The organism is Nodosilinea sp. AN01ver1, assembly GCF_050565655.1.
In the GTDB taxonomy this organism is placed as follows: domain Bacteria; phylum Cyanobacteriota; class Cyanobacteriia; order Phormidesmidales; family Phormidesmidaceae; genus Nodosilinea.
In genome coordinates this window covers 37,021-50,094 of the sequence record NZ_JBNXVS010000047.1, presented here as the reverse complement: position 1 = coordinate 50,094, position 13,074 = coordinate 37,021, and the positions used below count along the sequence as shown (strand labels likewise).

12 protein-coding genes and 1 riboswitch are annotated in these 13,074 nt (G+C 54.6%); of the genes, 7 read left to right on the top strand and 5 right to left on the bottom strand.

Annotation, left to right across the window (positions count from 1 at the left end; translation table 11 throughout):
• Nucleotides 1–580: 580 nt before the first annotated feature.
• The 5 genes from ACQ4N7_RS25225 to ACQ4N7_RS25205 form a co-directional block, all read right to left on the bottom strand.
• Nucleotides 581–1,051, bottom strand: coding sequence for a DUF4278 domain-containing protein (locus tag ACQ4N7_RS25225; protein ID WP_430714203.1), 471 nt, complete (start codon nucleotides 1,049–1,051; stop codon nucleotides 581–583).
• 43 nt (nucleotides 1,052–1,094) lie between these two features.
• Nucleotides 1,095–1,169: riboswitch (Glutamine riboswitch) on the bottom strand.
• A gap of 98 nt (nucleotides 1,170–1,267) precedes the next feature.
• Nucleotides 1,268–1,834, bottom strand: a complete 567-nt coding sequence (locus ACQ4N7_RS25220; RefSeq protein WP_430714202.1) for a 2'-5' RNA ligase family protein — start codon at nucleotides 1,832–1,834, stop codon at nucleotides 1,268–1,270.
• 45 nt (nucleotides 1,835–1,879) lie between these two features.
• Complete coding sequence (locus tag ACQ4N7_RS25215) at nucleotides 1,880–2,464, bottom strand: DUF2808 domain-containing protein (protein WP_430714201.1); 585 nt, start codon at nucleotides 2,462–2,464, stop codon at nucleotides 1,880–1,882.
• A gap of 158 nt (nucleotides 2,465–2,622) precedes the next feature.
• Nucleotides 2,623–4,077, bottom strand: a complete 1,455-nt coding sequence (locus tag ACQ4N7_RS25210) for a PP2C family protein-serine/threonine phosphatase (RefSeq protein ID WP_430714200.1) — start codon at nucleotides 4,075–4,077, stop codon at nucleotides 2,623–2,625.
• Nucleotides 4,078–4,461: 384 nt separating this feature from the next.
• Complete coding sequence (locus ACQ4N7_RS25205; protein ID WP_430714199.1) at nucleotides 4,462–5,259, bottom strand: cobalt-precorrin-6A reductase; 798 nt, start codon at nucleotides 5,257–5,259, stop codon at nucleotides 4,462–4,464.
• Nucleotides 5,260–5,478: 219 nt separating this feature from the next.
• Here ACQ4N7_RS25205 and ACQ4N7_RS25200 point away from each other — a divergent pair, with 219 nt between their 5' ends.
• The 7 genes from ACQ4N7_RS25200 (at nucleotide 5,479) to rfbC (ending at nucleotide 13,002) form a co-directional block, all read left to right on the top strand.
• Nucleotides 5,479–6,795 (top strand): MurT ligase domain-containing protein, encoded by a 1,317-nt coding sequence (locus tag ACQ4N7_RS25200; RefSeq protein WP_430714198.1) that lies wholly within the window; start codon nucleotides 5,479–5,481, stop codon nucleotides 6,793–6,795.
• A gap of 60 nt (nucleotides 6,796–6,855) precedes the next feature.
• A complete protein-coding gene (locus ACQ4N7_RS25195; RefSeq protein WP_430714197.1) occupies nucleotides 6,856–7,647 on the top strand; it encodes a type 1 glutamine amidotransferase in 792 nt (263 codons plus the stop codon).
• Nucleotides 7,648–7,659: 12 nt separating this feature from the next.
• On the top strand, nucleotides 7,660–8,730 hold the full coding sequence (gene lepB / locus ACQ4N7_RS25190; protein ID WP_430714196.1) for a signal peptidase I: 1,071 nt from the start codon (nucleotides 7,660–7,662) through the stop codon (nucleotides 8,728–8,730).
• Between the two features lie 630 nt (nucleotides 8,731–9,360).
• Nucleotides 9,361–10,134, top strand: coding sequence for a glucose-1-phosphate cytidylyltransferase (gene rfbF, locus ACQ4N7_RS25185; protein WP_430714195.1), 774 nt, complete (start codon nucleotides 9,361–9,363; stop codon nucleotides 10,132–10,134).
• 49 nt (nucleotides 10,135–10,183) lie between these two features.
• On the top strand, nucleotides 10,184–11,404 hold the full coding sequence (gene lhgO, locus ACQ4N7_RS25180) for an L-2-hydroxyglutarate oxidase (protein WP_430714194.1): 1,221 nt from the start codon (nucleotides 10,184–10,186) through the stop codon (nucleotides 11,402–11,404).
• 39 nt (nucleotides 11,405–11,443) lie between these two features.
• Entirely contained in the window at nucleotides 11,444–12,469 is a 1,026-nt protein-coding gene (locus ACQ4N7_RS25175; RefSeq protein WP_430714193.1) for an NAD-dependent epimerase/dehydratase family protein, read from the top strand.
• 2 nt (nucleotides 12,470–12,471) lie between these two features.
• Nucleotides 12,472–13,002 carry a dTDP-4-dehydrorhamnose 3,5-epimerase gene (gene rfbC, locus ACQ4N7_RS25170; protein WP_430714192.1) on the top strand — a complete coding sequence of 177 codons (531 nt, stop codon included), beginning with the start codon at nucleotides 12,472–12,474 and terminating at the stop codon, nucleotides 13,000–13,002.
• Nucleotides 13,003–13,074: the final 72 nt, after the last annotated feature.

The following is a 13,074-nucleotide window of genomic DNA, read 5'->3' as shown; positions in this document are numbered from 1 at the left end:
CCTTGAGGCTCGCTGCCGCACCTTGCTGTCAATGCAATCCGAGATTAAAGCCTTGACCAACTATCACTGGTGGCCCGCATGAAGAGCCCGATCCTTTCGGGGGTATGTTATCCGGATTTAGTATGAACAGGTAGCGTCTTTATTCATAAATCCAGGTTTACGGGCTTTGAAAAAGAAAGCCAACTTAATTTCATTGCTCTATCGCCTGGGAGAATCCAGTGTTGAACTAAAACAAGGCTTGAAATTCGAGACTTGACAAAGCAATGCTGTCGATAGCTTGCTAAGCAGAAATTCTTTAACATCAGCCTCAGAAAAACAGGCTCTTTGGCCACAAAGACTGACGTATACTGACTCTAATAACACCTTATGTGGAATCTGTTTTGACTAACCCTGTTTAGGCTAGGCAAACACCGTTTGCTCCTACGCAAGCTGCTCGTTTACAGTCGGGATTGTGTGATTTGGATTTGGTATTAGGTAATCGCTAAATAACCCGTAATTCGAACACAAAAGAATCACACTTACAAAAAACGCCCCGGCTAGAGATCTCTAGCCGGGGCGTTAAGATTAGCAAATTCAGCGCTTAGCTAGCGGCGGCACCGCTGCGGCTGTAGGTGGCCCAAAAGCTGGGGTGCACCTTGCCCTGAATGTGGTTCCAGTAGTGGGCAGCGTCTTCGGGAAGTCCGGCTTCGGTTGCCAGACGGGCCAGCATTGATTGCTGACGCTGCTTCACAGAGCGATGACGGTTCATCATGCTCATGCGGGCTCTGTCTTCAGTGTTGAAGGTGGCGGCTGCAACAGGGGCAGCGGGAGCTTCTACGGTAACTACTTCAGCTACAGGAGCCGCTTCGACCGCGGGAGTCATCTCAGGGGTACCGGTTTGGTAAGCCACGCCGCGATAGACCAAGTCTAGGGTGGGCTGCTGAACCGGAGCTTTCTTGACGGTGCGGAACCGAATATCTACGCCGCGAAATTTGCCAGCGTCATCGGTGATGTCGGACTGTACGGTGGGGGGGGTGTAGTCGTAGCTAACGCCGCGATAGGTGAGTTTCATGGGGTCGCCTCCAAAAAGATCAAGGGTTTGATCAGAACATTGGGGCGCGTTCCTTCGGGGGCTATTAACCCCTACTTCCGTCTCGCTTTTCCATGACGGTCAAAGCGAGATGAACGAATTTCTGATTACTTCTGTATCATAAGCTACGGTTTGAGGTGATGTCAAGGAGTTCGCGATTCTGTATAAGCTTCTACACAATCGCGAACTCCTTGTAAATTAAGGCGTTGAGGACTTTAACGGAAACTTTGAAAAAATCTGCCAAATGTGGCCATCGTGGCGCAGCAGCGTGAGGGATTGGGCCACAAACTCGGCTGCGAAGGGGCGCAGCTCAAACTCAGGCCAGGCTCGGCGAAAGGTAGCGGGGCTGAGGTCGCGAAAGCCGACGGTAACGTGGGGAGTAAACGAGCGAGTTTTGCCGACGCGATCTACAATGCCGCAGTTTTTTTCGAGATAGGCCGCGATCGCAGCCTGCACCGCCATCAGCCCTGGAGTTTTTACCACGTCAATGTAAATGACCCGGGGCGCAAAGGCGCTATACCCCTTTAGCTGAATGGGTACAGCGGGCTGAGCGCGGGCAAAGGCTTCCAGGTGGTGCTCTAGCTGATTTACCTCTGCCAGTGGCCAAAGGAAGGGCGGCTGGAGGGTAATGTGAGGGGGCGACCTGAGAGCGGCTTTGCTGCCAAACCGCTGCCAAATCTCATGCTTTATGGCTGTAATTTCATCCTGCAACACCTGGGATGGCAGCAGGGCGACAAAAAAGCGATCGGAGGTCGTTTCAGCCATAGGCAGTCCTCAATCAACGCAGTCACCCCACCCACTCATCTACCCTTAGGGCCAGCGATCGCCGCGATCGCGCTCGTAGAAGCTCAGCCGCGCATAGCCCAAAAAGGTCGGTTCGACGGTATCGCCGACAGGGTAAGCATTGACCCCAAACAGGTACACCCCACCAAAGCGAGGATTGCGAACAGGGCGCAGCGCCAGCGTAATCGGCACCCCAGGCTGAACGGGCGGGTCGAAGGTGATGGTCAGCGCTCGACTATCGCGGTCTTCGGTGACCTGGCCCAGAGGCAAAGGCACGCGCCCCTCAGGGGTGTTGGCAAAGGCTTCGGTGGCGCTGAGGCGATAGCGAAAAATGGGATCGTAGCCTTCGTTAAGGTTGACCACGACGCGATCGAGGGGTTCGACAGCGGCAGCGGGGAAGTCGAAGGTGAGGTAGTAGGTAACGTTGCTGTCGCTGACCAGGCTGCGGGTGGCGTAGCTGTCGGTCAGGCGGGGAGGGTAGGAAAACCCTACGGTGCCATCGGAGTACTGAATGGCTGGCGCAGGGGGCAACACTCCCCCAGCAGAACCTAGAGCCAGTACAGTGCCTATCAAAGCAGCACCCAGGGGCCGCGAAAAAAGAAATTTCGGCATAGCTAGACCTGCGCGATACAGTGTCTCAGAACAGAGCCTCAGGTTCAGGAACTTAGGGTTAGGCATAGCGACATGCCTACGTGCTGAGATATTTAAAGTCTAGCGCCGTCTACCAGCCGTCGGCGACACTGGTGATTGAGCTAAGGACGACGATGGGTCTAGTTGTCAAACAGGTTGAGCTGTAATTCGGGCTTGACTCGCATGACTACCAGGGTCATGTCGTCGTCGTTGCCGCGATCGCCGCCAATAAAGCGATCGAGCAGATCAAAGGTATAGTCTAAAATCGCCTCTGCCGACGTGCAGTTGCGGCAGGCCCACTGCAGGGCGCGCTCGAGGTTCTCTTCTTCAAAGCGATCGCCCCGGGAATTAGCCGCCTCCGTAAAGCCATCGGTGTAAAACACTACCGTATCGCCGGGCTGTAGCTGCACCTCCGCCTCACAGTACTGAGTGTTCATGTCGAGCCCCAGCAGCATACCCGGCGTATCCAGCCGCGTAATGGTGTTGGTGGAAGCCTGCCACAGCAGCGGTGGGTTGTGGGCCGCATTGCCGTAGGCCAACCGCCGGGTTTTAGGGTTGTACTCGGCATAAAACAGCGTCACAAAGCGGTTGGAACTTTCCAAGTCGCTGTGCATGACAAAGTTCAAATCTTGCAAAATGCGGGCGGGCGAATGGCCGTTGAGCACCTCCGTGCGCAGCATGCCCCGCATCATGGTCATGATTAGCCCTGCCGGTACGCCTTTACCCATCACATCGCCAATGGCAAAGCTCCAGGGGGCAGTGGCAGACTGCTGCGAATCGGTCTGGCGCAGCTGGTCAAAGGTGGTAGGAATAAAGTCGTAATAGTCGCCGCCCACTCGATGGGCGGTCTTGCAGCGGGCCGCCAAATCCATCCCCTGAATGGCAGGACACTCGCGCGGCAGCAGCTGGAGCTGAATCTCGGCCCCAATTTCTAGCTCGCGGTCTAGACGTTCTTTCTTGCGCAAAGCCGCCGTTAGCTCGTTGTTTTCAATCGCCACCGAAGTCTGGTCGGCCACCAGTCGCACCAGCTTTTGGCGGGTTTCTGTCCAGGCGTAGTCGGGGTCGCGGCTAAACACGTACAGTCGCCCACGCTCCACATTTTGCACAATGATGGCGGTGCCGAACAGCTGAAAATCGTTGCCCAGATAGCGGTTGACCTGGCGATCGAGGGCCAGCATGGCGTTGCGCGCCATCGACATCATGCTGCTCTCAGGAGCCGCCTGAAAGCTAGCCGTTACCTGACGAGTAGCGGCCTCTAGGGCCGATCGCACATCCTGGCACTGGTCTTCGCTCTGGCAGTGCAGCCGCTCCAGCCGCACCTGCCCATCGGCGCGAAACAGCACTAGAGCCCCACCGCTGGCATCGGTCACCCGGCTGGCAATCATCGGAATCAGCTCTAGGAACTGATTCAGGTTGTTGAGGCTGCGCAGGGCAAACCCCAGCGAGCTGAGTAAGTCTTGAATTTTGTACTGCTCGCGCTGTAGCCGAGCCACCAGTTCCTTTAAAGCAAAGACTGGCGGCGTATCGGGTAGAGCGCTACTGCTAGCGCTCTCAAACGAAGGGGATGGCCCTGATGGCATAGGTAAAGCTGTCATGGACGACCTGGGCAAAACGCTTGTATGAAAGTCAGCGAACGGAACGACCAACTAAATATAGGGGCTAAATCAAAATTTGGTGCAGGTGATTAATCGTGACCGTAAAAAATCCCTATTTTTGGCGGTATACAGCGGCTTTTGCAAAGGCACTCCTAGCAGCAGCACTAGGGGATAGCCCATAGTAGCGCACAAATTGAAGGCCAAGGATAGCATTCCTGGTAGAACTTGACCACCCCTGGAGGAGGAGAAGATTTTGGCTTTTTAGGCAGAGTGGGGATGGGGGTGCGTAGGGGCGTGGGTGCGTGAGGGAATGAGGGAGGTGCGGGGGCGGCAGGCTTTCACTTTGGTCGTAGCAAGGTGTTGAAGGCTCTAGAGCGGCGTGGATCAAGATAAGGACGGCTTAGGGGTGGTGGGGTTCGATGACCACCAGGCTAGGCAGAGAGCTAATATTTCCTCTTGACTGTGGCAAACTGCTGGATAGTCGAGCTGGGGCCGGTTCAATATAAATAAAGAAATGCCCAACTGCTTGGCTACGGCCCGCTTGGTGTCTTCACCACCGGGTGCGCCAGAGGCTTTGGTAATGACTCGGGTGATGCGCCACTGCTGCCAGAGCGCTTTTTCTAGCTCCCTACTAATAGGGGGGCGCAGAGCGATCAGGCGTTCTGGCGTGAACCCAGCTTTCAAGGCTGCATTTAGGGCGACGGGTGATGGCAGAATGCGGGCAAACAGCGTCGCCTGGGTCTGCCAGGGGGCAAACTGCGGTAGCCAGCGGTAGCCAAGGGTCAGCAGTACTCGCTCTCCGCTCAAAACCTCTGGAGTTAAAATCGCCTCTAGCCCGGAAACACAGTGAATCAACTCAGACGAGGGCGATCGCATCAGAGCCGGACGTTCGTAGCGCCAGTAGGGAATATTAAGGGATTGAGCAGCGGCGATCGCCCCCTTTGAAATTGCCACCGCAAACGGGTGCGAGGCATCTAGCACCGCCCCTACCCCCCGCCCTCCTATAAATACCCCTAGTTCTGCCGCATCCAAACTCCCCACCCATACAGTCAAGTTAGACCTGGTTGGATAGCGCCGCCGCGCCGCCTCAGTCGTCACCGTTACCAAGCAGGAAATCTGCATCGCCGCTAGAGCCGACGCCAGCTGCACCGCCTCTCCCGTCCCCCCGATTATCCACAGCACCCCTCTCTGCCTCCCCACAAAATCCCCCATTCTACAAATCTCACCCCAACTCTAGAGGAACTCACTCCACCACTTCCCCCTCCACCCTAGGGGCGATCGCTCCACCTCCACCTCCAAATCCCCCCACCCCTCACGCACCCACGCTCCTACGCACGCACCCACTCCCACTCCTACGCACACTTCTGCTACCCTTTCCCTCATCCCCTGCCTCCCCCGGCTATGAACCAACTGCTGCTGATTCCTATTGTTGCCTTCGCCAAACTGCTCACTCTAGCCCTGCGGGCATCGGGTCGGGGGTCGGGTACTGCTCTACCGGGCTACTTAGTCGGGCGCTACTTTCCCTTCGTTCTGGAAGCGCTGATCAGCCAAATTTCTACCGTAGTTGCGATCACTGGCACCAACGGCAAAACCACCAGCCAGACCATGCTTAGCGCCATGATTAGCCAGGTGCCGGGGGTTAAGGTATTGCGCAACAAGGCCGGGGCCAACCTCAGCCAGGGCATTTTGTCAGAGCTGCTGAAGCAGAGCAACGCCCTGGGTCGCCTCGATTTTACCCATGCTGTGCTGGAGGTAGAAGAGGCCACCCTGCCTCGCATCGCCGCCCTGCTCCGGCCCAGCATTATCGCCGTTACCAACCTCTACCGCGACCAGCTTGACGCCTACGGCGAGATCGATCGCACCGAAAAGCTAATTCGCGACGGCATCGCCCAGTGCCCCACCGCTGCCGTGGTGGTAAACGGCGACGACCCCCGCACCGCCAGGCTGACGCAGGGCTTAGGCAATGTCACCTATTTTGTGTCGCTGGCCCCCGAGTACGCCCGATTTTTACCCTACGAGGGCAAGCTCAACCCGCGCGATGTCAACGGCCAGGGCCTAGAAGCGACCCAAATTCACATCAACGAAGACCTGACTACCGACTTCGCCATCCAGGGTCAGATGAATGGCAGTGCCGTGCAAATTCCCCAGGCCAGAACTGTGTCGCCGGGTTTTTTTCATGTCTATAACGCCCTGACAGCGATCGCGATCGCCAACCTGCTCGGAGTCAATGGCGAGACCGCCGTCGCCGGGCTCAAAACCTTCAAACCCGCCTTTGGTCGGGGCGAGATTTTGGTACAGCAGCAGGGCAGCAAACAGGTCAACTACCGCCTGCTGCTGATCAAAAATCCGGCCAGCTTTAGCCTCAGCCTGGAGCTGCTGCGCAATATTCCTAATCTCAAGCTCATTCTGGCTATCAACGACAACACCGCCGACGGCAAAGACGTTTCCTGGCTATGGGATAGCGAGCTAGAGCGACTCAACCAGGCCCAAATCGACTGGATTCTTTGCACCGGCATTCGCGCTAAGGACATGGCCGTGCGGCTCAAGTACGCCTTCGATGCCCCCCCTGGTCCTATCCCGACCGCCGAATCTATCCGCCAGGCCCTTGATTTATCCTTTGAGAAAGCCCACTCCGGCAACACAGTGTTTGTGCTACCCACCTACACCGCCATGCTGGAATTTCGCAAGCTCATGGGCAAAACCCTCGACATCGTCTAACCCTCACCACTCGCCCACCCTCCTACCCATCCACCTGCCCACCCATCCACCCCCCGCCTTATGCCCTACGCCCTCAGCCTCACCCACCTCTACCCCGACTACCTCAACCTCTACGGCGATACCGGCAACCTAATCGTGCTGCGTCGCCGCTGCCAGTGGATGGGCATCGACTGCACCGTAAACGCGTTGTCGATGGGGGAAGCGGCCCAGGCTGGTTGCACCGACCTCTACTTTATGGGCGGTGGGCAAGACAATGACCAGGTTGCCGTTGTCAACGACTTTCACCAGCTCAAGTACGACGCTATTAAAGCCGATACCGAAGTTGGCGTTGTGTTTTTGGGCGTGTGCGGCGGCTACCAGCTGATGGGCAACACCTTCTTGATGGGCAATGGTGAAGAAACTCGCGGTTTGGGCATTATCAACGTCAACACCCGTGCGCCCGGTACCGACGTTAAGCAGCGGTGCATCGGTAATTTGGTCGCTGAACTCACCCCCGCCACCTACGCCGACATGCAGACGCTATACGCGCCCCACAGAGATATCCCTAAAACTCTAGTCGGGTTTGAAAATCACTCGGGCCAAACCTATCTGGGCGATGGCGTTGAACCTCTCGCCACTACGATCGCCGGGTTCGGCAACAACGCTGCCGCTGAACACGAGGGGGCGCGCTATAAAAACGTATTTGGCAGCTACATGCACGGTTCACTTCTGCCCAAAAATCCCCATTTTGCTGACTATCTGATCGGGTTGGCTTTGCGCCGACGGTACCCAGAGGATTTCGTTACCCTGCCAGTTCTACCCGACACCGAAGAATGGGCGGCCCACACCTATGCCGTGCAGCGCTACGGCTAGGGTGGCACGGCCATGAAGGCAACCCCCACGGTGCTGGTCGGCCAGCGATCGCCCAAAAGCCCCTGGCTGGCCGTCAACCTGTCGGCGGCCCTCCCCGGTGCGGGGCAAATGTACGACGGCGCGATCGCCCGTGGTCTGGTCATCGCGATCGCCCACGTAGGGCTGATTGCCTTTGTGCTCTGGTCCATCTTTGCGCCGGAGGGCAATACGCTGCGGGGGCTGATTACCCTGGTGCCCCTGCTCAGTCTCTATATATTTAACCTGTGGGATAGCCACCATGCCGCTAAGCGCGGCATTACCCTCAATGAGTTTAGCCCGCTGACCTATCAATCCAGCGACCCCTGGTATCCGGTCTTTCTCTCCCAGGTGCTGCCGGGGCTGGGGCATTTATTTTTGCAGAAGGCCGCGATCGGGGGCACGCTGCTGATATCGGGAATTTTAACCGCCTATTTGGCTAACTTTAACCCAGCCCTGCTGCCGCTTACGACCGTAATTTGGGCCGCAGGCTGCGGGCTGGCCTACCGCGCTGCCCCCGCTCGACAGCGCCAGTGGGCCTGGCTAGGGTTGCTTCTGGCGGCAGTCATTGCCACGCGCTTTGTCATTAGCTCTATACCCTTTGTGGTGCCGCAGCAGGTGGTGCAGTGCATCGTGCCCAGCGAGTCAATGCTGCCTACGCTAGAAGTGCGCGATCGCATCTTTGTTCGCCCTCAGTCTTTAGATCATCCCCTGTCGGTCGGGGAGATAATTGTCTTCTCTAACCCCGAACGCACGCCCCTTGAGCAAGCCGGAGAACTTTACAACCTGATGGTAAAACGCGTCATTGCCCTGCCGGGGCAGCGGGTCGAGGTTCGCCTGGGCCAAGTGTGGGTAGACGGCACCCTCCTAACGGAGCCTTACCGCCCAGAGCCCATCCTTTACGAATGGGGGCCAGAGACCGTTCCCGATGGCCACCTGTTTGTACTGGGAGACAATCGCAACAACAGCCGCGATTCCCACGTTTGGGGGTTTCTTCCCCGCCCCCACGTTGTTGGCCATGCCTACAAAATCTACTGGCCGCCTCAGCGAGTGCAGCCTTTGCTGTAGTTAGAGCAGCTTGCCAACCTCTGCACCTTTAAATGTCCCGTTTCAGGTCTTTGGGCGTTAGAGCAATCTGCCATCGGGGCACCTTAGCACTGATCCGGCCTTTAGAAGATGCATCAGAATCACTCCAGCTATATTTATAGGGTTTTCACATGCCCACGAGTTGACTTCACCGATTGCTCATAATGATAGCCCAGGTCAGGGCTAAGCTAGCCTCTAGGTAAAGTCAAAGGAGCGCGATCGCAATCATCTTCAATACAGAGATCTTACGTCAGTTTGACAAGCAGTTATTCCAGATTAATAGTATTTTTAGCAGCCCTAGGTGCGCAACTTCACAATTAAGTTAAAAGCTTGTTAATACAGTTTGAGCCATCCAGAAAGAACAATAGTCTGACCTAAACTTCAGTAAGATTACTTGAAACGGGAAACGTTGGGTTTCAACTAAATTTTCTGTTTTGCCCCCAGGTAGATCTGATCAAGACATTTAAGGACTGCTGAATTGGATATAGTAGCATCTGACTGACTGCGAGTAGTTGAGCTAGCTCAACTCAGCCTACGTAGCTTCCTTTGTGAATTAAGCCTGTTAGTTTGATTGGGCAAAATTTCCCAATACATTAATTTCTTAGAGGATTTATGAAAGCAGTTATATTGGCCGGTGGACTAGGCACTCGTTTGAGCGAAGAGACCAGTATTAAACCTAAGCCGATGGTTGAAGTTGGAGGCTATCCCATCCTCTGGCACATTATGAAAATTTATTCTGCCCACGGCATTAACGACTTTGTCGTTTGTTGTGGTTACAAAGGTTATGTCATCAAGGAATATTTTGCCAACTATTTCTTGCACATGTCAGATGTAACCTTCGATCTGCGTTATAACCAGATGAATGTTCACAACGGCAATGCTGAACCCTGGAAGGTAACGCTAATTGACACCGGCGCTTCAACCATGACCGGTGGTCGTCTCAAGCGGGTTCGCGAATACATTGGCTCAGAGCCCTTTTGCTTTACCTATGGAGACGGAGTCAGCGACGTCAATATTACCGAGCTAATTGAATTTCATAAAGAGCAGGGCACTCTGGCTACGCTGACTGCGGTCAAACCCCCTGGACGCTTTGGGGCGATCGCCCTCCACGAAGGACAAACAACCATCTCATCCTTCGCTGAAAAAGCTGATGGTGACGAAGCCTACGTCAACGGTGGCTATTTTGTCTTAGACCCCCAGGTAATTGACTTTATTGCCGATGACAGCGTCATGTGGGAGCATGAGCCGCTGACCAAACTGGCTGAGATGGGCCAGCTGTCAGCCTACCGCCACGAAGGGTTCTGGCAACCCATGGATACCCTGCGAGACAAAAACAATCTTGAGGGACTGTGGAAATCTGGGGAAGCTCCCTGGAAAGTTTGGTAGCCCCAATCCTGCCGATCACTACGTTTAACTGCAATCTAGAGCAAATATAATGTCCAATACCTACGACTACGCCATTGTCGGCGGTGGAATTGTGGGCTTGGCTACGGCTATGAAGCTGAGCCAAATGCTGCCGAGCGCCAAAATCACCGTCATTGAAAAAGAGTCTTCCTGGGCCTACCACCAAACCGGTAATAACAGCGGAGTCATTCACTCAGGTGTCTATTACAAACCGGGCAGCTTTAAGGCCAAGTTTAGCCGAGCCGGCTGCCAGTCAATGGTAGAGTTTTGCCGTCAGCATGACATTCCCCACGAAGTCTGCGGCAAAGTCATTGTCGCGACCGAAGAGAAAGAGCTGCCTCTGTTGGACAACCTGTTTCAGCGCGGGCTTCAAAATCAAATACCTGTCTCTATGATTACGCCGGAGCAGGTCAAAGATATTGAGCCCTACGTTAATTGCATAGCAGCCATTAAGGTGGATACGACCGGCATTGTTAACTACAAAGCGGTCTGCCAAAAATATATTGAGATCATTCAAGAATTCGATAACGATCTTCGCCTAAATACAAAAGTTTTAGGCATTTCTCTAGACCCACAGCATGTAGTTCTAGAAACCAACAAAGGCACTATCAAAGCCAAGTTCTTAATCAACTGTGCTGGTCTATTTTCGGATCGAGTAGCGCAGTTGGCTAACCTCAAGCCCTCGGCAAAAATTGTGCCCTTCCGAGGCGAATACTACGAGCTGATACCCGAAAAACGACATTTGGTAAATACTCTTATTTATCCGGTGCCCAACCCCAGCTTCCCCTTCTTGGGAGTGCACTTTACCAAAATGATTGACGGCAGCGTTCACGCTGGCCCCAACGCCGTTCTTAGCCTCAAACGGGAAGGCTATAAAAAGACCGATTTTGACCTCAAAGACTTTGCCGAGGTGATGGCCTACCCGGGCTTCTGGAAGTTGGCCTCAAAGCATGCCGATGAAGGTTTGCGCGAAATCGTTCGCTCCTTCAGCAAAGCAGCCTTCGTCAAGAGCCTGCAGCGTCTAATTCCAGACGTTCGCAGCGAAGACGTAATCCCAACCCATGCTGGAGTAAGGGCACAGGCGCTGATGAACAATGGCAGCCTAGTTGACGATTTTCTCATCGTCAATGGGGAGCGGTCAATTCATGTTTTGAATGCCCCTTCCCCAGCGGCGACGTCATCTCTGGAAATCGGTAAAGAGGTTGCCTCCCAAGTCGTCAACGCCACGGCTCCGACCTCGGTTGCACTGTAGTCACAATTCACAAATTACACCCAAACAGGTATCTCATCCATGAAAGTATTAGTTACTGGTACAGAAGGCTATCTCGGCTGTTTGCTAGCACCCCTGCTGCTGCAAAAAGGTCACGATGTAGTTGGGGTTGACACCGGGTTCTACAAAGCAGGCTGGCTGTACAACGGCATTGATGCCTCGGCTAAAACCCTCAACAAAGATATTCGCCATATTGAAGCTGCTGACCTTGAGGGCGTAGAAGCAATTGTTCACATGGCTGAGCTGTCCAACGATCCTTTGGGTAAGCTGGCCCCTAACATTACCTACGACATCAACCACAAAGGATCTGTGCGTTTGGCACAGCTAGCCAAGGCTGCTGGCGTCCGTCGGTTTGTTTACATGTCTTCCTGTAGCGTTTATGGGGTGGCCGAGGGTGATGACTACGTCACCGAAGAGTCTGAAGTCAACCCTCAGACCGCTTACGCCAAGTGCAAGACTCTAGTCGAGCAGGACCTGCGGCCTATGGCGGACGATGACTTCTCGCCTACCTACATGCGTAACGCCACCGCCTACGGGGCCTCTCCTCGTATGCGATTCGATATTGTGCTGAACAACCTTTCGGGGTTGGCCTGGACAACCAAGGAAATTCGCATGACCAGCGATGGCACCCCCTGGCGTCCTCTAGTGCACGGCTTAGATATTGCTAAGTCCATTATCTGTGCCCTCGAAGCTCCCCGCGACATCGTTCACAACCAGGTGTTCAACGTTGGCGACACCAACCATAACTACCAGGTGCGCGAAATCGCCACGATTGTTGCCGATACCTTCCCCGATTGTCAGCTGAGCTTTGGTCAGCCCGATACCGACAATCGCAGCTATCGCGTTTCCTTTGAGAAAATCAACAGCGTACTCCCCGGCTTTAAGTGCGACTGGGATGCCAAGCGCGGTGCCGAGCAGCTGCTGAAGGTGTTCCAGCAGATTGATATGACCGAGGAAATGTTTACTTCTCGCGGGTTTACCCGTCTCAAGCAGCTGGAGTACCTCATTCGTACCCAGCAAATCGATAAAGACTTCTTCTGGAGCTAACCATGATCTTTGAAGCGACTAATCTTAAAGATGCCTTCGTCATCGATCTCGAAATTCGTAGCGACGATCGCGGTGGCTTTGCTCGGACCTTCTGCGCCAAAGAGTTTGAAGAGCACGGGCTCAAGCCCATGGTGGCTCAGTGCAACATGTCTTTCAACTACAAGAAGGGCACACTGCGCGGCATGCACTATCAGCTTGCTCCGGCTGCGGAGACCAAGCTGGTGCGCTGTACTCGCGGGGCTATCTACGATGTCATTATTGATATCCGTCCCGACTCTCCCACCTACATGCAGCACTTTGGCATTGAGCTAACCGCTGACAATCGCAAGGCGCTGTACGTACCTGAGCTGTTTGCCCACGGTTATCAAGCTCTGACCGACGATGCCGAAGTGATCTACCAGGTTGGTGAATTTTACTCGCCTGGTTATGAGCAGGGCATTCGGTATGATGACCCTACCTTTGGCATTGAATGGCCAATTCCGGTGACGGTCATCTCCGAAAAAGACGCTAAGTGGCCCGCGTTTAAGGGCTAGACAATGGGTTGCCAGTTCTTTCGCCCAGGCTTTGCTTGGCAAAGAACTGGCTTTTCTTTAACTATTTCAACC

What these genes read in the sequence shown, in the direction of transcription:
- ACQ4N7_RS25225 (WP_430714203.1), bottom strand. Translation starts at nt 1,051, where the DNA reads ATGAAACTCACCTATCGCGGCGTTAGCTACGACTACACCCCCCCCACC.
- ACQ4N7_RS25220 (WP_430714202.1), bottom strand. Translation starts at nt 1,834, where the DNA reads ATGGCTGAAACGACCTCCGATCGCTTTTTTGTCGCCCTGCTGCCATCC.
- ACQ4N7_RS25215 (WP_430714201.1), bottom strand. Translation starts at nt 2,464, where the DNA reads ATGCCGAAATTTCTTTTTTCGCGGCCCCTGGGTGCTGCTTTGATAGGC.
- ACQ4N7_RS25210 (WP_430714200.1), bottom strand. Translation starts at nt 4,077, where the DNA reads ATGACAGCTTTACCTATGCCATCAGGGCCATCCCCTTCGTTTGAGAGC.
- ACQ4N7_RS25200 (WP_430714198.1), top strand. Translation starts at nt 5,479, where the DNA reads ATGAACCAACTGCTGCTGATTCCTATTGTTGCCTTCGCCAAACTGCTC.
- ACQ4N7_RS25195 (WP_430714197.1), top strand. Translation starts at nt 6,856, where the DNA reads ATGCCCTACGCCCTCAGCCTCACCCACCTCTACCCCGACTACCTCAAC.
- lepB (WP_430714196.1), top strand. Translation starts at nt 7,660, where the DNA reads ATGAAGGCAACCCCCACGGTGCTGGTCGGCCAGCGATCGCCCAAAAGC.
- rfbF (WP_430714195.1), top strand. Translation starts at nt 9,361, where the DNA reads ATGAAAGCAGTTATATTGGCCGGTGGACTAGGCACTCGTTTGAGCGAA.
- lhgO (WP_430714194.1), top strand. Translation starts at nt 10,184, where the DNA reads ATGTCCAATACCTACGACTACGCCATTGTCGGCGGTGGAATTGTGGGC.
- ACQ4N7_RS25175 (WP_430714193.1), top strand. Translation starts at nt 11,444, where the DNA reads ATGAAAGTATTAGTTACTGGTACAGAAGGCTATCTCGGCTGTTTGCTA.
- rfbC (WP_430714192.1), top strand. Translation starts at nt 12,472, where the DNA reads ATGATCTTTGAAGCGACTAATCTTAAAGATGCCTTCGTCATCGATCTC.